This window comes from Stenotrophomonas sp. MYb238 (assembly GCF_009496535.1).
Lineage (GTDB): Bacteria > Pseudomonadota > Gammaproteobacteria > Xanthomonadales > Xanthomonadaceae > Stenotrophomonas.
On sequence record NZ_WIDL01000010.1, the window covers coordinates 80,221 to 98,403 of the forward strand.

19 protein-coding genes and 1 pseudogene are annotated in these 18,183 nt (G+C 68.3%); 12 read left to right on the forward strand and 8 right to left on the reverse strand.

Annotated features, from left to right (window positions below):
- Positions 1-26 precede the first annotated feature (26 nt).
- Entirely contained in the window at positions 27-734 is a 708-nt protein-coding gene (locus CQ393_RS08750) for a DUF6624 domain-containing protein (RefSeq protein ID WP_153191174.1), read from the forward strand.
- A 193-nt stretch (positions 735-927) separates the two neighbouring features.
- Here CQ393_RS08750 and CQ393_RS08755 read toward each other — a convergent pair whose 3' ends face one another.
- The gene (locus CQ393_RS08755) at positions 928-1,731 is read right to left on the reverse strand and encodes a hypothetical protein (protein ID WP_194269627.1); all 804 of its coding nucleotides are present in this window, start codon (positions 1,729-1,731) and stop codon (positions 928-930) included.
- A 433-nt stretch (positions 1,732-2,164) separates the two neighbouring features.
- On the opposite strand from CQ393_RS08755, the gene CQ393_RS08760 reads away from it, so the two are divergent.
- The 9 genes from CQ393_RS08760 (at position 2,165) to CQ393_RS08800 (ending at position 9,374) form a co-directional block, all read left to right on the forward strand.
- Positions 2,165-2,530, forward strand: a complete 366-nt coding sequence (locus CQ393_RS08760; RefSeq protein WP_343199901.1) for a hypothetical protein — start codon at positions 2,165-2,167, stop codon at positions 2,528-2,530.
- A gap of 26 nt (positions 2,531-2,556) precedes the next feature.
- The gene (gene atpB, locus CQ393_RS08765; RefSeq protein WP_153191176.1) at positions 2,557-3,354 is read left to right on the forward strand and encodes a F0F1 ATP synthase subunit A; all 798 of its coding nucleotides are present in this window, start codon (positions 2,557-2,559) and stop codon (positions 3,352-3,354) included.
- Positions 3,355-3,428: 74 nt separating this feature from the next.
- Positions 3,429-3,731 (forward strand): F0F1 ATP synthase subunit C, encoded by a 303-nt coding sequence (atpE, locus tag CQ393_RS08770; RefSeq protein WP_054661978.1) that lies wholly within the window; start codon positions 3,429-3,431, stop codon positions 3,729-3,731.
- 111 nt (positions 3,732-3,842) lie between these two features.
- Positions 3,843-4,313 carry a F0F1 ATP synthase subunit B gene (locus CQ393_RS08775; protein WP_153191177.1) on the forward strand — a complete coding sequence of 157 codons (471 nt, stop codon included), beginning with the start codon at positions 3,843-3,845 and terminating at the stop codon, positions 4,311-4,313.
- Positions 4,314-4,316: 3 nt separating this feature from the next.
- A complete protein-coding gene (locus CQ393_RS08780) occupies positions 4,317-4,844 on the forward strand; it encodes a F0F1 ATP synthase subunit delta (RefSeq protein WP_153191178.1) in 528 nt (175 codons plus the stop codon).
- Positions 4,845-4,888: 44 nt separating this feature from the next.
- Positions 4,889-6,436, forward strand: coding sequence for a F0F1 ATP synthase subunit alpha (gene atpA, locus CQ393_RS08785; RefSeq protein ID WP_153191179.1), 1,548 nt, complete (start codon positions 4,889-4,891; stop codon positions 6,434-6,436).
- Between the two features lie 78 nt (positions 6,437-6,514).
- Complete coding sequence (gene atpG / locus CQ393_RS08790) at positions 6,515-7,378, forward strand: F0F1 ATP synthase subunit gamma (RefSeq protein ID WP_055770518.1); 864 nt, start codon at positions 6,515-6,517, stop codon at positions 7,376-7,378.
- Between the two features lie 37 nt (positions 7,379-7,415).
- Positions 7,416-8,822: a F0F1 ATP synthase subunit beta gene (gene atpD / locus CQ393_RS08795; protein WP_153191180.1), complete on the forward strand. Its 1,407-nt coding sequence runs from the start codon at positions 7,416-7,418 to the stop codon at positions 8,820-8,822.
- A gap of 129 nt (positions 8,823-8,951) precedes the next feature.
- Positions 8,952-9,374: a F0F1 ATP synthase subunit epsilon gene (locus tag CQ393_RS08800; RefSeq protein WP_132865768.1), complete on the forward strand. Its 423-nt coding sequence runs from the start codon at positions 8,952-8,954 to the stop codon at positions 9,372-9,374.
- A gap of 228 nt (positions 9,375-9,602) precedes the next feature.
- Here CQ393_RS08800 and CQ393_RS08805 read toward each other — a convergent pair whose 3' ends face one another.
- Complete coding sequence (locus CQ393_RS08805) at positions 9,603-9,986, reverse strand: GtrA family protein (protein ID WP_153191181.1); 384 nt, start codon at positions 9,984-9,986, stop codon at positions 9,603-9,605.
- Between the two features lie 337 nt (positions 9,987-10,323).
- Here CQ393_RS08805 and glmU point away from each other — a divergent pair, with 337 nt between their 5' ends.
- On the forward strand, positions 10,324-11,691 hold the full coding sequence (gene glmU, locus CQ393_RS08810) for a bifunctional UDP-N-acetylglucosamine diphosphorylase/glucosamine-1-phosphate N-acetyltransferase GlmU (protein ID WP_153191182.1): 1,368 nt from the start codon (positions 10,324-10,326) through the stop codon (positions 11,689-11,691).
- 24 nt (positions 11,692-11,715) lie between these two features.
- Positions 11,716-12,234 (forward strand): hypothetical protein, encoded by a 519-nt coding sequence (locus CQ393_RS08815; RefSeq protein ID WP_153191183.1) that lies wholly within the window; start codon positions 11,716-11,718, stop codon positions 12,232-12,234.
- A 28-nt stretch (positions 12,235-12,262) separates the two neighbouring features.
- On the opposite strand, the gene CQ393_RS08820 is transcribed toward CQ393_RS08815, so the two are convergent.
- The 6 genes and pseudogenes from CQ393_RS08820 to CQ393_RS08840 all read right to left on the reverse strand — a co-directional run bounded on the left by CQ393_RS08820 (position 12,263) and on the right by CQ393_RS08840 (position 18,172).
- Positions 12,263-13,609, reverse strand: a complete 1,347-nt coding sequence (locus tag CQ393_RS08820; protein WP_153191218.1) for a HAMP domain-containing sensor histidine kinase — start codon at positions 13,607-13,609, stop codon at positions 12,263-12,265.
- Positions 13,606-13,884, reverse strand: a complete 279-nt coding sequence (locus CQ393_RS18360) for a hypothetical protein (RefSeq protein WP_265588084.1) — start codon at positions 13,882-13,884, stop codon at positions 13,606-13,608. Before CQ393_RS18360 ends, CQ393_RS08820 begins: the two co-directional genes overlap by 4 nt.
- A gap of 161 nt (positions 13,885-14,045) precedes the next feature.
- A pseudogene (locus CQ393_RS08825) lies at positions 14,046-14,960 on the reverse strand (sigma 54-interacting transcriptional regulator); the annotation flags it as partial.
- A 112-nt stretch (positions 14,961-15,072) separates the two neighbouring features.
- The gene (locus tag CQ393_RS08830; protein WP_153191185.1) at positions 15,073-16,341 is read right to left on the reverse strand and encodes an FtsX-like permease family protein; all 1,269 of its coding nucleotides are present in this window, start codon (positions 16,339-16,341) and stop codon (positions 15,073-15,075) included.
- Positions 16,342-16,352: 11 nt separating this feature from the next.
- Positions 16,353-17,684 carry an ABC transporter permease gene (locus CQ393_RS08835; protein WP_343199902.1) on the reverse strand — a complete coding sequence of 444 codons (1,332 nt, stop codon included), beginning with the start codon at positions 17,682-17,684 and terminating at the stop codon, positions 16,353-16,355.
- A complete protein-coding gene (locus CQ393_RS08840; RefSeq protein ID WP_153191186.1) occupies positions 17,681-18,172 on the reverse strand; it encodes a nuclear transport factor 2 family protein in 492 nt (163 codons plus the stop codon). Before CQ393_RS08840 ends, CQ393_RS08835 begins: the two co-directional genes overlap by 4 nt.
- Positions 18,173-18,183: the final 11 nt, after the last annotated feature.

Sequence of the window (18,183 nt, forward strand, 5' to 3'; positions counted from 1 at the left end):
TTTCCGGCGTTTGAAGGAGGGCGGTAATGCGGCGAGCGATGGCGCTGATCGCGATGCTGGGCCTGGTGGGCAACGCCTGGGCCGGGGAGGACGATCCGGAGCTGGCCGCGGCGCTGGCGAAGTGCCCGGGCGCCGCGGCGTTCGTCAGGGCGGACGAGCAGCACCGGCAGGCGCTGGCGCAACGCCTGGCCGGCAGCGTGCCCACCGAGCCGCGGCTGCGGGAACGGCTGCTGGAGATGGAGCGCATCGACCAGCAGGCGCGCGACGGCGACTGGTCGCCGCCCATGATCGAGAAGATGCTTGCGGTGGACGCAGCAAACCTGCCGGAGATCAGGAGCATCGTCGCCGACCATGGCGGGCTGCCGCGCGCGCGGCAGGTCGGTGCCGACGGCGTGGCGGCGGCCTGGTTGCTGGTGCAGCATGCCGACGGCGATGCGGATTTCCAGCGTCAGGTACTGGACGGGATCATGCCGCTGGTGGAAAGCGGCGAGGTCTCCGCTCACGATTTCGTGCTGTTGACCGACCGGGTGCTGGTGAATGCCGGCAAGCCGCAGCGTTACGGCAGCCAGCTGGCGGCGGTCGGCGGGAAATGGCAGCCCAGGCCGATGGAGGCGCCGGAGCAGGTCGACCAGCGCCGCGCCGCCGTGGGGCAGATGCCGCTGGCCGACTATCTCTGCGTGGCGTCGCGCATGTTCCCGGCGCCGCCCGCCGACGCGGACGGCAACATCCGCTAGACCGGCGTGGCCGCGTCGCGCGCTGCATGCGCGGCGACCGCGCCGATACCGTGCAGCGTGAACCGAAGCGCGAACCGGCGCGGATCTCCGGCCGCGCTGGCGCAGGGCGGCGCGCCCAAGCGCGCACGACCAAGGCCGGGCGCCATCCGCGTCACGGATCGCGCCCGCCGCGCACCGCGTCCCGTGCAGGCGATCAGAACGACAGGCTCACGCCCGCCAGCGGTCCTTTGAACTCCTGCTTCAGGCCGATGACGCCATCGCTTCCCTTCTTGTCGGCGTCGAGCTTGAACCAGTCGTAGCCGGCGAAGATGCCGAAGTTCGGGTTGAAGTTGTACTGCACGATGGCATTGGCGCGGCTGAGGTCGCCCTTGTAGTCGTCGAAGCTGCCCCAGCGCGTATTGAGGTACTGGCCCTGCAGGTTGATCAGCCAGTGCTCGGACGGGGTGAAGGTCAACCGCGCGCCGACCACCGGTGCGATGCCGTCGGTCTTCTCGTCGAGGAAACGGCCCTGGTAGAGATCGCCGAGCTCGGCGTAGGCGTTCGCGTTGACCTTGGCGTACTCGGCGCCCAGCTGCAGGCCCAGGTCGAAGCGGTCGCCATCGACCACCGAGTAGTCGTAGACGAGGCTGGCGACCTGGTACTTCAGTTCGCCCTTGACGAAGCTGCCGGCCGGCACGGTGGTGCCGTCGAAGCTGACGCTGTCGCCGAGCACCTCGCGGCGGTCCTTGTCGTACTTGAAGTAATCGAATATCAGCCGCTGCCGGTCGCTGAGCCGGAACAGGCCGTCCACGCGCGGCTCCCACTCCTTGCCGCCAAGATCGAAGTCCTGGTTGAACGCGAAGTCCCGCCCATCGACGCTGGTGTTGCCGCGCAGGGTGTTGGACGAATCGATGTTCATCGCGCCCAGGCGCAGGGTGAAGCGCGGATCGCCGTCGGCGGCGCTGGCCGGCGCGGGGTGCAGGAGGGAGAAGGCGAGCGCGCAGGACGCGCAGGTCATCAGGTGAGGGGAAAATCGCATCGTTCGGGTTGCTCCGCGTGTTGGATCCGGAGCGGCTACCTTGGACGAGGCGGCGTACCACCTGCGTGACCGCAAGGTGCAGGGAATGTGTGCAAAGTGCGGCGAGGTGGCCCGGTTGCGGGCCACCTCGCCCGTTGCGCCCGCCGCGCACATCGACGAGGTAATGGCGGCGGACGTGGAACTGTGACCGCGCGCCGGCGCCGGAGTTCCCCATGTTGCGGCGCAAAAGAGCGGTTTCCGGCCGGCGCCCCGGCCCGGCTGAAAAATCCAGTAAATGCCGCAACTTGCGATCCGCCGGGGGCGGCTTGTGGCGGTTGTCTCGCAAAATGTCCCGCTGCTATACTTTGGCGGCTCGACGAGGCGCCCCCGGCGCCGCCCAGATCTCCTTGTTCCATGAAGCAGGACATTCCACGTGCTGAACTCCGTTGAAGCGGGTCGGCGGCTGATGCTGCGTGCCGCGGTCTACCCGCTGGCCGCGGTGGTTGTCCTGGCTCTGGCCTTCCTGCTGGTGGGGCCGAAGTACGCCCTCGGCGCGCTGGTTTCCGGCGTGGCGGTGGTGGCGGGAACGATCCTGGCGGCATGGGTGGGGCTCGGCGGCGGCGTACAGGCCGCCGGTTCGGCGATGATCCGCATGTTCCTGGGGTTCGCGCTGAAGATCGTGCTGATTGTCGCCGTGCTGGCAATGGCGTTCGTCTGGTGGCGGCTTCCTCCCTTGGCGCTGCTGGCGGCGATTCCAGTGGCGCTGATGTTCCAGGTTCTGGCTCTGGCCAGGCGTTGATCGAATTCATAAAAGGTTCCGGACTCATGGCGGGCGAGGCTCTAACCCCTACCACCTATATCCAGCATCACCTGCAGAACCTGACCGCCAAGGTCGGGGACGGCGGCAGCTTCTGGACCATCCACGTCGATACCATCGTCACCGCGGTGCTGCTGGGGCTGCTGATGGTGTTCGCCTTCTGGATGGCCACCCGCAAGGCGACCGCCGGCGTGCCGGGCAAGTGGCAGGCCTTCGTGGAGATCTGCCTGGAGTTCGTCGACCGCCAGGCCAAGGACACCTACCACGGCAAGAGCAAGCTGGTGACGCCGATCGCGATCACCATCTTCTTCTGGATCCTGTTGATGAACCTGGTCAAGATGATCCCGGCCGACTTCATCGCCAAGCCGCTGGAATGGGCTGGCATCCACTACTGGAAGCCGGTGCCGACCGCCGACGTCAATGCCACCCTGGGCATGTCGATCAGCGTGTTCTTCCTGATGCTGTTCTTCTCGCTCAGTTCCAAGGGCCTGGTCGGCTTCGTGAAGGAGTTCCTGACCGCCCCGTTCGGCAAGTGGATGATGCCGTTCAACCTGATCCTCAACATCGTCGAGTGGCTGAGCAAGCCGATCTCCCTGGCGATGCGACTGTTCGGCAACATGTTCGGCGGCGAGATCGTCTTCCTGCTGATCTGGGTGCTGGGCGGCGCCGGCTTGTTCGGTGCTGTTGCCGGTGGCGTGTTCGGCCTGGGCTGGATGCTGTTCCACCTGCTGGTGATTCCGCTGCAGGCCTTCATCTTCATGATGCTGTCGATCGTGTACCTGAGCCTGTCGGAAGACAGCCACTGAGTTGCAAGCTTCATCCAGTTCCAACCTTCATCCGTTTCATCACCCTTAGCTACCCATAGTTCTCGGAGAAAACCATGTACTTCGCCGTCCTGACCAATCTCGCCCAAGTTCAGAGCTCCACCGCCCTTGCCGTCGGCATCATGATCGGCCTGGCCGCGCTGGGCGCCGGTCTGGGTCTGGCCATCATGGCTGGTAAGTTCCTGGAATCGGCCGCCCGTCAGCCCGAGCTGATCCCGGTGCTGCAGGTCCGCATGTTCATCACCGCCGGCCTGATCGACGCCGCGTTCATCATCTCGGTCGCCGTCGGCCTGCTGCTGGCCTTCGCCAACCCGCTGGCCGCTGCCCTGCTGGCCGAAGCCGCCAAGCTGGCAGGCTGATCCAGCTGAAGTGAGACGGCCGGATGCCTGACGGCATCCGGCTTCGGATGAAGGTCCGGCTGCGCCGCCTGCGGCGGCGCAGCCACCCCGACACCAGCGATCGAGCTAACCATGAATATCAATCTCACCCTCTTTGCACAGGCCCTGGCCTTTGCCGCGCTGATCTGGATCATCGCGACCAAGATCTGGCCGCCGCTGATGAAGGCCATCGAAGAGCGCCAGCAGAAGATCGCCGAAGGCCTCGCCGCTGCCGACCGCAGCCAGAAAGATCTGGCCCAGGCGGAAGTGAAGGTCAACGAGGCGTTGAAGGAAGCCCGCGGCAAGGCCAACGAGATCATCGACCAGGCCCACGCCCGGGCGAACCAGATCGTCGAGGCCGCCAAGAACGAAGCCATCGCCGAGGCCAACCGCCAGAAAGAACTGGCCCAGGCCGAAATCGACGCTGCCGCCAACCGCGCCCGCGAAGACCTGCGCAAGCAGGTGTCCGCCCTGGCCGTGACCGGTGCCGAGAAGCTGCTCAAGCGCGAAATCGACGCCAACGCCCACAAGGCGCTGCTCGACGAGCTGGCCGCGGAGATCTGATAGATGAGCCAGGCCCTCACGCTTGCCCGCCCGTACGCCCGCGCCGCGTTCGCGATTGCGCGCGAGGACGGCAAGTTCGCGCCGTGGTCCGAAGCGCTTGCGTTCTCCGCCCGCGTTGCCGCCGATCCGCGCGTGTCGGCCCTGCTGTCCAATCCGGAGCTGGCCCGCGGCGATGCCGTCGCCCTGCTGGCCCCGGAAGCGGCGGGCGAAACCTACGGCCGCTTCCTGACCCTGCTGGCCGAGTCGCACCGCCTGCAGCAGCTGCCGGAGATCGCCGGCCTGTTCGACCAGCTGCGCGCGGAAGCCGAAAACGTGGTCAAGGCCACGGTGACCTCGGCGGCCGATCTGTCGGCCGACGAGCTGGAAAAGATCAAGGTCGCGCTGCGCAAGCGTTTCGGCCGCGACGTCGAGGTCTCGACCGCGGTGGACGCTTCGCTGATCGGCGGCGCCGTGATCGATGCCGGCGACGTGGTCATCGATGGTTCGCTCAAGGGCAAGCTGTCGCGCCTGCAGACCGCGCTCGCACACTGAATTCACTTATCGTCCGGCTTGATCGCCGGCACTAGGACTTGACGATGGCTACCACGCTCAACCCCTCCGAAATCAGCGAACTGATCAAGAACCGCATCGAGAAGGTCGCCCTGTCCGCGGAATCGCGCAACGAAGGCACCGTGACCTCGGTGTCCGACGGCATCGTGCGCATCTACGGCCTGGCCGACGTGATGCAGGGCGAAATGATCGAACTGCCGAACAACACCTACGCGCTGGCGCTGAACCTGGAGCGCGACTCGGTCGGCGCCGTGGTGCTGGGCGACTACGAGCACCTGCGCGAAGGCGACGTGGCCAAGACCACCGGCCGCATCCTGGAAGTGCCGGTCGGTCCGGAAATGCTCGGCCGCGTGGTGAACGCGCTGGGCGAGCCGATCGACGGCAAGGGCCCGCTGGGCACCTCGCTGACCGCGCCGGTGGAGCGCGTGGCCCCGGGCGTGATCTGGCGCAAGTCCGTCGACCAGCCGGTGCAGACCGGCTACAAGTCGGTCGACTCGATGATCCCGATCGGCCGCGGCCAGCGCGAGCTGATCATCGGCGACCGCCAGACCGGCAAGACCGCGATGGCCATCGATGCGGTGATCAACCAGAAGGGCACCGGCATCAAGTGCGTGTACGTCGCGATCGGCCAGAAGGCCTCGACCGTGGCCAACATCGTGCGCAAGCTGGAAGAGAACGGCGCGCTGGGCCACACCGTGGTCGTGGCCGCCACCGCCTCCGAGTCGGCCGCGATGCAGTACATCAGCGCCTACTCCGGCTGCACCATGGGCGAGTACTTCATGGATCGCGGCGAAGACGCCCTGATCGTGTACGACGACCTGTCCAAGCAGGCCGTGGCCTACCGCCAGATCTCGCTGCTGCTCAAGCGCCCGCCGGGCCGCGAAGCCTACCCGGGCGACGTGTTCTACCTGCACTCGCGCCTGCTGGAACGCGCTGCCCGCGTGTCCGAGGAATACGTCGAGAAGTTCACCGAAGGCAAGGTCACCGGCAAGACCGGTTCGCTGACCGCGCTGCCGATCATCGAGACCCAGGCCGGCGACGTGTCCGCGTTCGTGCCGACCAACGTGATCTCGATCACCGACGGCCAGATCTTCCTGGAAACCGACCTGTTCAACGCCGGCATCCGCCCGGCCGTGAACGCCGGCATCTCGGTGTCGCGCGTCGGCGGTTCGGCCCAGACCAAGATCATCAAGAAGCTGTCCGGCGGCATCCGCATCTCGCTGGCCCAGTACCGCGAGCTGGCTGCCTTCGCGCAGTTCGCCTCGGACCTGGACGAAGCGACCCGCAAGCAGCTCGAGCGCGGCCAGCGCGTCACCGAGCTGATGAAGCAGAAGCAGTACGCACCGATGTCCATCGCCGACCAGGCGCTGTCGATCTACGCCGTCAACGAGGGTTACCTGGACGACGTGCCGGTCAACAAGCTGCTGGCGTTCGAGGAGGGCCTGCACGCCCACTTCGCCAACACCGCCGGCGAGCTGACCGCCAAGATCAACGCCACCGGCGCCTGGAACGACGAGATCGAAGCCGCCTTCAAGAAGGGCATCTCCGAGTTCAAGACCACCGGCAGCTGGTAAGCCGCATGTAGAGCGGGGCGCACGCCCCGCTTCACTGTGACAAAGCGGGGGACAGCCCCCGCGCTACGGGAATAAGAGATGGCAAGCGGACGCGAAATCAAAACCAAGATCAAGAGCGTGCAGAACACCCGCAAGGTGACGCGTGCGCTCGAAATGGTCTCGGCCTCCAAGATCCGCAAGGCGCAGGATCGGATGAAGACCTCGCGTCCGTACGCGCAGGCGATGAAGCAGGTGATCGGCCACCTGGCCCAGGCCAGCACCGATTTCCAGCATCCGTTCCTGGTCGAGCGCGAGAACGTCAAGCGCGTGGGCTACATCGTGATCTCCTCCGATCGCGGTCTGGCCGGCGGCCTGAACAACAACCTGTTCCGCAAGGCCGTGGCCGAAATGCGCGGCTGGCAGGACAAGGGCGCCGAGATCGACATGGTGACCGTCGGCCAGAAGGCCAGTGTGTTCTTCCGCCGCGTCAACGTGAACATGGTCGGCAGCGTCACCCACATCGGCGACCAGCCGAAGCTGGAAACGCTGATCGGCGTGATCAAGGTCATGCTCGACGCCTTCACCGAAGGCAAGGTCGACCGCGTGTACCTGGTCTACAACCGCTTCATCAACACGATGACGCAGAAGGCGTCCTTCGACCAGCTGCTGCCGTTGCCGGCCAGCGAGACGCAGGTCGCCTCGCACGACTGGGACTACCTGTACGAACCTGATGCCGCGACCGTGCTCGAGCACGTGATCACGCGCTACATCGAGTCGCTGGTCTACCAGGCCGTGCTGGAGAACGTTGCTTCCGAGCATGCGGCACGCATGGTGGCGATGAAGGCGGCAAGCGACAACGCGAACAAGCTGATCGGAACCCTGCAGCTGGTCTACAACAAGGCCCGCCAGGCAGCGATCACCCAGGAAATCTCCGAAATCGTCGGCGGCGCGGCAGCAGTCTGACGCGCACAGTCAAAGCACACATTTAGAGGATGCAGCAATGAGTCAGGGCAAGATCGTTCAGATCATCGGCGCGGTCGTCGACGTCGAATTCCCGCGCAGCGACGTGCCGAAGGTGTACGACGCGCTGAAGGTCGAGAACACCGACATCACGCTGGAAGTCCAGCAGCAGCTGGGCGACGGCATCGTCCGCGCCATCGCGCTGGGCTCCACCGACGGCCTGAAGCGTGGCCTGGTCGCCAACAACACCGGTCGCGCCATCTCGGTGCCGGTCGGCGCCGGCACCCTGGGCCGCATCATGGACGTGCTGGGCCGCCCGATCGACGAGGCCGGCCCGGTCGCCGCTTCGGATTCGTGGGAAATCCACCGCGCCGCGCCGTCGTACGAAGACCAGTCCTCCTCGACCGAGCTGCTGGAAACCGGCATCAAGGTCATCGACCTGATGTGCCCGTTCGCCAAGGGCGGCAAGGTCGGCCTGTTCGGCGGCGCCGGCGTCGGCAAGACCGTCAACATGATGGAACTGATCAACAACATCGCCAAGGCGCACAGCGGCCTATCCGTGTTCGCCGGCGTGGGCGAGCGTACCCGCGAGGGCAACGACTTCTACCACGAGATGAAGGACTCCAACGTCCTGGACAAGGTGGCGATGGTCTACGGCCAGATGAACGAGCCGCCGGGCAACCGCCTGCGCGTCGCGCTGACCGGCCTGACCATGGCCGAGTACTTCCGCGACGAGAAGGACGCCAACGGCAAGGGCAAGGACGTGCTGCTGTTCGTGGACAACATCTACCGCTACACCCTGGCCGGTACCGAAGTGTCGGCGCTGCTGGGCCGCATGCCGTCGGCGGTGGGCTACCAGCCGACCCTGGCCGAGGAAATGGGCGTCCTGCAGGAACGCATCACCTCGACCAAGACCGGTTCGATCACCTCGATCCAGGCCGTGTACGTGCCCGCGGACGACCTGACCGACCCGTCGCCGGCCACCACCTTCGCCCACCTGGACTCGACCGTGACCCTGTCGCGCTCGATCGCCTCGCTGGGCATCTACCCGGCGGTCGATCCGCTGGACTCGACCTCGCGCCAGATGGACCCGCAGGTCATCGGTTCGGAGCACTACGACACCGCCCAGCGCGTCCAGCAGACCCTGCAGAAGTACAAGGAACTGAAGGACATCATCGCCATCCTGGGCATGGACGAGCTGTCCGAGGAAGACAAGCAGGCCGTGTCGCGCGCGCGCAAGATCGAGCGCTTCTTCAGCCAGCCGTTCCACGTGGCCGAAGTGTTCACCGGCTCGCCGGGCAAGTACGTGCCGCTGAAGGAAACCATCCGCGGCTTCAAGGGCATCGTCGACGGCGAGTACGACCACCTGCCGGAGCAGGCGTTCTACATGGTCGGCGGCATCGAAGAAGCGGTCGAGAAGGCCAAGAAGATGGCCGAAAAGGCCTGAGGAAGGCTGGAGCGGGAACGGGGAGACGGGAACAGGGAATGAAGTTTCCCTGTTCCGGACACCCTCCATCGCGGCGCCGCCGCCTTCCCCGTTCCCTGTTCCCCGTTCCCTGCTTTCGAGAACCAAACCATGAGCACCATCCGTTGCGACATCGTCAGTGCCGAGCAGCAGATCTTCAGCGGCGAAGCGACCCTGGTCGTGGCCACCGGTGAGCTGGGCGAGCTGGGCATCGCGCCCAAGCACGCGCCGCTGATCACCCGCCTGAAGCCGGGCAAGGTCGTGGTCACCACCGCCGCCGGCGAGCACCTGGATTTCGCCATCTCCGGCGGCATCCTGGAAGTGCAGCCGCAGGTCGTGACCGTGCTGGCCGACACCGCCATCCGCGCCACCGACATCGACGAAGCGGCGGTGCGCAAGGCCAAGGAAGAAGCCGAGCGCGTGCTGGCCAACCGTGGCGAAGCCATGGAGCTGGCCGAAGCGCAGCAGCGCCTGGCCGAGGTCACCGCGCAGCTGCAGGCGCTGGAGCGCCTGCGCCGCACCCTCAAGCACTGAGCGCGCGAGCGCGGTATCGCCGAAGAACGCCGGGCCAGCGCCCGGCGTTTTTCGTTGCGGCAGCCGGCGCCACGGTGCACGCGCCGACCCTCCCATCGCCCGCCATCCGGTAGGAGCGGCTTCAGCCGCGACCGGAGCCTGGCCGGGAAATCCCCGTTCGCGGCTGAAGCCGCTCCTACGGGATGGCGGGCAACGGTGCCGCATGCCGCTGCTCCAGCGCGATCAGGTTCAGCGGTAGACCACGTGCCGCAGCAGGAAGAAATTCAGCATCGCCAGCCCACCCTCCACCAGCGGCTTGGCCAGCCAGGCCATCTGCAGCCCGAGCGCGTGCGCGGCCCAGGCCAGCAGCCAGCTGCTGAGTGCGGTCATCAGCAGCCACAGGGCGAGGAAGCGCGCGAAGTGCTTCCAGCCGTGGCGGCGCCCGTCCTCGCGCGGGAAGGTGTAGCGGCCATTGAGCCAGAAGCCCAGCAGCGCGCCGCTGGCGCGGCCGAGCAGGTTGCCGGGCACGGTGGGCATGCCGGCGGCGGTGGCCGCGACGAACACCAGCCAGTCCAGCAGCAGCTGCATCAGGCCGGCGGCGACATAGCGGCCACCTTGTCGCAACAGGGTCATGGGAACGGGGCGGACCGGGAAAGGCGCCCATGCTACCCATTTCGGGCCGGCGCATGTCACGACCGATTGCCACGCATGCCGGGTGCGGGCGACGCAGGGGTGGCGATGCCAGCGTGCCATCCCCGCGCTGGTTTCCTTGGTGGTGGCGGGAAGGACGGGCAGGCGCAGCGTCGCGGTCCGCAGCGGCATGCGCCGCTTTTCAGCGCGCTTTCCTGCGCCGGTACGGTCCCCAGTGGTGCGCCGGCGAACCGGGCGCCGCACCGCGTGCGGCGGCATCGCGCTCGACGGTTCATGGGCGCGTTCTTAGAATCCGGACATCGATCCCAGGAAGCCTCCGATGAGCCAACCGCTGCACGTGATCATCCTCGCCGCCGGCGCCGGCAAGCGCATGAAGTCGGCCCTGCCCAAGGTGCTGCAACCGGTGGCGGGGCGGCCGATGCTGGCGCACGTGATCGAGACCGCGCGGCAGCTGCAGCCGAGCGGCATCCATGTGGTGCACGGCCACGGCGGCGAAGCGGTGCGTGCGGCCTTCGCCGGACAGGACGACCTGACTTGGGCCGAGCAGGTGCAGCAGCTGGGCACCGGCCATGCCGTGCTGCAGGCGATGCCGGACGTACCCGACACCGCGCAGGTGCTGGTGCTGTACGGCGACGTGCCGCTGATGCGCGCCGACACCCTGCGCGCGCTGCTGCACGGCGCGCCGCGGCTGGCGGTGCTGGTGGCCGAGCTCGACAACCCCGCCGGCTACGGCCGCATCGTGCGCGACGCCGAGGGCAAGGTCGCGGCCATCGTCGAGCAGAAGGACGCCGACGACGAGCAGAAGCGCATCCGCACGGTGAACACCGGGATCATCACCGCCGAATCCACCGCGCTGCGGCGCTGGCTGTCGGGCCTGTCCAACGCCAACGCGCAGGGCGAGTACTACCTGACCGACGTGTTCGCCGCGGCCGCGGCCGAATACACGCCGGCCACGCTGGTGCACGTGGCCGATCCGCAGGAAGCCGAAGGCGCCAACGATCCCTGGCAGCTGGCGCAGCTGGAGCGCGCCTGGCAGCTGCGCGCGGCCAAGGCGCTCTGCGAGCAGGGCGTGCGCCTGCTCGACCCCGCGCGCCTGGACCAGCGCGGCACGGTAAAGGCCGGCCGCGACGTGCAGATCGACGCCAACGTGGTGCTGGAAGGCCAGGTCGAGCTGGGCGACGGCGTGCGCATCGGCGCCTTCGTGCGGCTGAAGGACGTCCGCCTCGGCGCCGGTACCGAGGTGCGCCCGCACTGCGACCTGGAAGGCGTGGTGAGCGAGGGCGCGGCGCAGATCGGCCCGTTCGCGCGGCTGCGCCCGGGCACGGTGCTGGCCGACGGCGTGCACGTGGGCAACTTCGTGGAGACCAAGAAGGTCACGCTGGGCAAGGGCAGCAAGGCCAACCACCTCACCTACCTGGGCGACGCGGTGGTCGGCAGCGGCACCAACATCGGCGCCGGCACCATCACCTGCAACTACGACGGCGTGAACAAGTTCCAGACCACCATCGGCGACCGCGTGTTCGTCGGTTCCAACAGTTCGCTGGTGGCGCCGGTGACGCTCGGCGACGGCGCCACCATCGCCGCCGGTTCGGTGGTCACCCGCGACGCGCCCGCGGACCGGCTGACGGTGGCGCGCAGCCGCCAGCAGACCATCGACGGCTGGAAGCGGCCGCAGAAGAAATCCTGACCCGACGCCCAGGGACCACCGCACATGGATGGCTTTGACCAGCAACTGGCGGCATGCAGCGCGTTCTTCATCGCCACCGCGCAGATCGGCGGCGGCCTGCTCGGCCTGGTGTTCGTGGCGATGACCTTCGACCGCGACCGCCGCGGACTGGGCAGGGACGGCGCGATGCACGCCCTGGCCCAGCAGGTCTACCTGGATTTCCTCGGCGTGCTGGTGTGCTCGCTGCTGCTGATCGTGCCGGTGCTGGGGCGGGTCAACCATGGCGTGCTGCTGCTCGCCGTGGGCGGGGTGCTGGCGGTCCGCACCGTGCGCGGCATGCGCGCGCTGCGGCGCGAGCTGCGGTCGCGGCCGCTGCTGCTGCAGCGTTTCGGCCTGTCGATCATGGGGCAGCTGTTCTTCCTGGCCGCCGGCGCGCTGCTGGTGCTGTCGCGCGTGCCGGAGGCCTTCGTGCTGGCGATGTGCGCGGCGCTGGCGCTGCTGGTGGCGGGCAGCCGCAGCGCATGGCTGCTGGTGGCCACGGACGAGGCCGGGCCGCGGGCCTGAGCCGCGCCGGGCGCGCTTATGCCCTGGGTCAGTTGCCGGCCGGCAGCAGGATGGTCACGCACAGGCCGCCGTCGTTGCGGTTCTGCAGCGAGATGCGGCCGTCGTGCGCCTCGACGATCTCGCGGGTGAGCGCCAGGCCCAGCCCGGTGCCGTTGCGTTTGGTCGAATAGAACGGCATCAGCGCGTTCTGCAGCACCGCCTCGTTCATGCCGCCGCCGCGGTCCAGCACCTCGATGCGCAGCCAGTGCGGCAGGCGCGCCAGCCGGACTTCCACCGCGTCGTCTGTCACGCCGTTGTCGGTACTGGCCTCATGCGCGTTTTTGAGCAGGTTGAGCAGCGCCTGCGAGAACTGCGCCGGATCGATGCGGCTGCACAGGTCCTCGGGCGGCGGCACCATGCGGAACGGGATCTGCTGCTGCAGGCCGCCGAGGAACGGCGCCCAGACGATGGTCTGCAGCTGTGGCTGCGGCAGCTTGGCGAAGCGCGCGTAGCCGCGGATGAAGCCTTCCAGGTGACGCGCGCGTTCCTCGACCGTGCCGAAGATGTCCTCCAGCCGGTCGGTGCGGCCGCGCCGCACCAGTTCGGCGCCCGAATGCGCCAGCGAGGCGATCGGCGCCAGCGAGTTGTTGAGCTCGTGGCTGATGACGCGGATGACCTTCTTCCAGGTCTGCACTTCCTGCCGGCGCAGTTCGGCGGTCAGCAGGCGCAGCAGCAGCAGGTCGTGTGCGCGGCCGTTGAGGTGGAAGCTGCGCCGGGACAGGTGGTAGATCTGCTCGTCGTCCTCGTCGCCGTCGGCCTCGCGCACCGCGAACAGGCTGTCGCCGCCGCGGGCGATGGCGTTGCGCAGTTCCACCGGCATGTTCTCCAGCAGTTCGTGCATGCGCTTGCCTTCCAGCTTCCAGCCGCCGTGCAGCAGCTTGCGCGCGGAAACGTTGGAGAACGCCACGCGCTGGACGCCGTCGCCGCCGTCGGCCAGCAGCAGCATCGCCACCGGCGTGTTCTGCACCATGGTGTCCAGCAGCAGTTCGCGCTGCACCAGCGACTGGCGCTGCTCGCGCAGCACGTCGCCGAGTTCGGCGTGCGCCTTCACCAGCTGCGCCAGTTCGTCTTTGCCGCGCCAGTGCACGCCGAAGTTGTACTCGCCGTCGCGGTAGCTGCTGGTGATGCCGGCCAGCGAGCGCAGCAGCGAGCGGATCGGCGCGGTGGCGCGGCGCAGCGTCCACCACATCAGTACCAGCAGCAGGACCGTCGAAACCAGGGCGACCACCCAGCCGCGATCCATCCAGTAGGCCAGCAGCCACGGCAAGGCCGCGGCCAGCCCCAGCACCGGCAGCAGGCGCAGGAACAACTGGAAGGTGAAGGAGCGTGTCTTCAGCATGGCCGTTTCATTCGCGCGGGATGCCGTGGCGGTCCATGCGCCGGTACAGCGCCTGCCGGCTCAGGCCGAGGTCGGCCGCGGCCTGGGCGATGACGCCGCCGGCGCGTTCCAGCGCGGAGACGATCCGCGCGCGGTCCGGTTCGTCGGCCGGCGCTGCGGGACGCTGCGGCGCGCGCGGCAGGTTGAGGTCGGCCGCTTCGATGCGCGGCCCCTGCGCGAGCAGGCTGGCGCGCTGGATCACGTTGCGCAGCTCGCGCACGTTGCCCGGCCAGGTGTGCCGCTGCAGCGCCTGTGCGGCCTGTGGCGACAGCGGCTTGCCCTCGTTGCCGAGGAAGTGGCGTGCCAGCGGCAGGATGTCCTCGCGGCGCTCGGCCAGCGCCGGCAGGGTCAGTTCCACCGTATTGAGGCGGTAATAGAGATCCTCGCGGAAGCTGCCGTCGCGAATCATCGCCGGCAGGTCGGCGTTGGTGGCGCTGACCACGCGCACCTTCACCTGGCGCTCGCGGTTGGAGCCCAGGCGCTCGAAGCGGCCGGTCTCCAGCACGCGCAGCAGCTTCATCTGCCCGGTCAGCGACAGGTTGCCGATCTCGTCCAGGAACAGGGTGCCGCCATCGGCCGCCTCGAACTTGCCTTCGCGCGCCTTGTTGGCGCCGGTATAAGCGCCGGCCTCGGCGCCGAACAGCTCGGCCTCGATCAGCTCGGCGGGAATCGCGCCGCAGTTGAGCGCGACGAACGGGCCGCCGCGCTTGCCGGAGTTGGCCTGGATGATCTCGGCGATCTTCTCCTTGCCGGCGCCGTTGGGGCCGGTGATCAGCACCGGCAGGTCCGAACGCGCGACCTGGCAGGCCAGGCTGATGACGCGCTCGCTGGCGGGGTCGGCGAACACCACGCCGGCCAGGTCGTAGCGCTCGTGCAGGCTCTGCCGCTGCTTCAGTTCGCGCTGGCGGCGGCGGCTCAGTTCGCGGCGGGTCTCAGCCAGTTCCAGCAGGTTGTTGACCGTGGTCAGCAGGCGCCCGTCGTCCCACGGCTTGGCCAGGTAGTCGGCGGCGCCGGCCTTCACCAGCTCCACCGCGCTGTCCAGGTGGGTCCAGGCGGTGAGCAGGATCACCGGCAGGTCCGGCCAGTTGTCGCGGATCTGCCGGAACAGCACCTGGCCTTCCTCGCCGGAGGTGGTGTCGGCGGTGAAGTTCATGTCCTGGATCACCAGGTCGAACTCCTGTTCGGCGAGCATCGCCAGCCCCTGCGCGGGCGAGCACGCATGGCGCGTCTCGATGTCGTGCAGCGAGAACAGCACGTCCAGCGCGGTGGCCACGGCGGCGTTGTCGTCGATGATCAGAATCTGCGGCATCACGGTTCGGGCAAGCGGGAGGGAAAGGGAAGCGCAGACCTTACACGCTGCGCGTTGTATCCGCAGGTGGCGGATGCCATCTGGAAAGATGCATCGCGGGCGTCTTCCTGCATCATGCGCTGCGCGTGGCCACGGCCGGGGGAATCGCCGCCGCGCGGTGGGCCGGGCCGAACACCGCGAGCTGGCCGGTGAGCAGCAACGCCGCCGCACCGATCGGCAGCCATTGCAGCGGCAGGCGCGGCAGTTCGTGGTAGTGCATCAGCAGCTGGTTGATCGCCAGCGCCAGCGGCAGCCCGAGCGCCAGACCGGCGCAGGTCAGCAGCAGGTTTTCCCAGCGGAAATGGCCCAGGATCTGCCGGCGGGTAGCGCCCAGCGCGCGGCGGATACCGATCTGCCGGGTACGTTGCTCGATCCAGTAACCGCTGAGGCTGGCGATGCCGATCACGGTGATCAGCGTGACCACCACGCAGACGGTGCCGAGCAGCCAGACGGCCGCACGCCGTTGCGCGAAAGCGTCGCGCCGCTGGCTTTCGTAGTCGACGATGGCGGGCGGCACGCCGCGCATCAGACGCCCGCCGAACTGGCGTGCCAGCAGCGCGGGGATGGCCTTGGCCACTTCGTCCCGGCGCTGGGGATCGGTGCGCACCACGTAGGACATGACCGGCAGGTTGTCGAACTTGCGTGCCGGGTAGAGCATCGAATACTCGGCCTGGCCATCGTCCAGTTCGCCGAGCTGGTAGCGCAGCAGGTGGCGGACGGTGCCGACTACCACGTAGTAGCTGTCGTCGTCGGGGCCTTCGTCGCCGCCCAGCCGGCCACCGAGCGCGCCGCCATCGGGGAACAGGTGCCGGGCCAGCGCTTCGGTGATCACCACCGGCACGGTGTTGTTGCGGTTGCCATCGCCGAACAGCGCGCCGGTGGTGGCGTACTCTTCGTCGCTGAAATCCCGGCCCTGCACGATCTCAAGGCCCAGTGCCTGCACCAGCCCGTCGCCGGCATAGCCGGTGGCGGCTACCGCGACGCCGGCCTGGCTTTTCACCGGCAATTCGAAGGTCATCACCTGACGCATCGGCACGCCGGTGGTCGGCGCGACCGCGCGCACGCCGGGAAGCGCGCGCAGGGCTTCGCGGGTGGCCTGCACTTCGGCGGTGCTCCAGCGCCCCTTGCCCAGGATCAGCTGGTCCACCAGCAGGACCTCGTTGCGGACGATGCCATCGTCAACCAGCAGCGGCGCCAGCTGCCGTTGCAGCAGGAACAGGGCGTTGGTCAGGATGGCGCAGGCCAGGGCGATCTGGGCGATGACCAGCAGCGGCATCAGCCGATGGCGGCGCAGCCCCGAGACGATCGGGCCGATGGCAGGCAGGGTGAAGGCGGTTCCCATGGTCATTCCCGTCAGAGGCTCTTCACTTGCAGCGCCGGTTCGATCCGTGTCGCCCGCCATGCCGGCAGCGCGCCCACCAGCAGGCCGGCCAGCACCGCCAGCCCGAGCAGGGCGAGGAACAGCAGCGGGTTCAAATGAGCGAGCTCGGTGTAGCCGCGGTCCTGCAGGCGCACCACCCACAGCCCGAACAGGGTCAGCGGCAATGCCAGCAGGCCGCCGGCCAACCCGGCGATGCCAGCCTCGGCCAGGCATTGCAGGACGATGTCGCGGCGCGACGCGCCGAGCACGCGTCGCACGCCCAGTTCCGTGCCGCGGCGCAGGAAGCGCGCGGCCAGCAGCCCGGCGACGTTGACCATGCACAGGCCGAGCAGGCCTACCGCCAGCCACAGGTTCAGGTGCACGCTGGCCGGCACCGCGCGGTTGGCGGCGAGCCATTGCCGCACGCTGTACAGCCGCGACTGCGGGGGCCGCACGAAGACGCCTTCGGCATGGCGCTGGCGGCCGTAGCCATCCAGCAGGTCGTTGAACGCGCGCACCGCCCCGGGCGTGGTCAGTTCGGCCCACAGTTGCAGGAAGCGACAGGCGCCGACGTCGAGTTCGTTGAAGCGGAAGCCGCCATGTGTGCCGCGGTCGCAGTCCTGGCTGCTCGCCGGCGTCACCCCGGCGTCCAGCGCGCTTTCCAGCGGCAGATAGGCACGCACGGCGAACTGTTTGCCCCATGCGCTCTCGTTGCCCTGCAGCGCGTAGAAGTGCGGCTGCGGGTTCCAGTGGCCGCTGATGCCGATGACCTGGAACAGCGTTTTGCCGATGCGTATGTTCTGGCCGGCGCCATTGGCGGTGCCGAGCAGTTTCAGGCTGGTTTCACGGTCGATGATCGCCACCGGGGCATGTTCGCGTTCCTCCTGCGCGGTCCAGTAGCGGCCGTGCTGCAGCGGCACCGCGAACATCGACGGCATTGGCCCGGTGGCGAGGAGCGCGCGCACCGAAGCCTGTGTGCTGCCGTCCTCGTTGTCGAGCGACAGCGAGGTGGGTACCAGCGCCGTCTGCCGCGCCTGCGGCATGGCGGCGGCAAGCGCCTGCACGTCGGACAGTTTCAACAGCCGCGGCGGTGCGCTGCTCTCGTCGTCGAGCTTGTCGCCGGCGCTGGGCGCCTGCCGCGAGTCCACCCAGGCCAGGTACAGGTTGCGGCTCTGGCCCGGCAGCGGATCGGCCGAGAGCATCGCCAGCAGGGTCAGCATGGTCATCGTCGCAGCCAGGCCCAGCGCCATCGTGAACACCGCCAGCAGCATCGTGCGCGGGTGCCGGCGCAGCCCCTTCAGGCCCAGTTCCAGCGTGTAGTTCACGGCTGCGCCGCCGGAGGGTGTGCCGCGCGGTGCCCGTAGCTCAGCACGCGGGTGATGGACCACTGGCCGTCGTGCAGGCGCCAGAGCATGACGAAGTCGGCCAGTCCCTCGCACTTGCCGCTGGCGGTGTCGCAGAAGCGGTGGCTGCCCTGGGCGATGGCGCCGAAGTCCTTGACCGGGAATACCTGCAGGCTGCCGGGCACCAGTTCGCGGGTGTAGTGGCCGCAGGCGTACCGGCGGGTGTTGTCCAGCATCGCCTCGCGGGTCCAGGTGACGCCGCCGGTGTCGTGGTAGAACTCGACCGCCGGGTCGAAATAGCCGGCGTGCTTCTCGAGCTGGGCGGGGTCCTGGCAGCGGTTGAAGCTGTCGAACACCGCGTGGTCGAGCGCGGCGATGGTGGTGGTCAGGCCGTCGTCGGCCGATGCGGCGGCGACGGGCAGGATCAGCAGCAGGGGCAGCAGGGGCAGCAGGCGGATGGCGGATTTCATGGTGTCTCTCC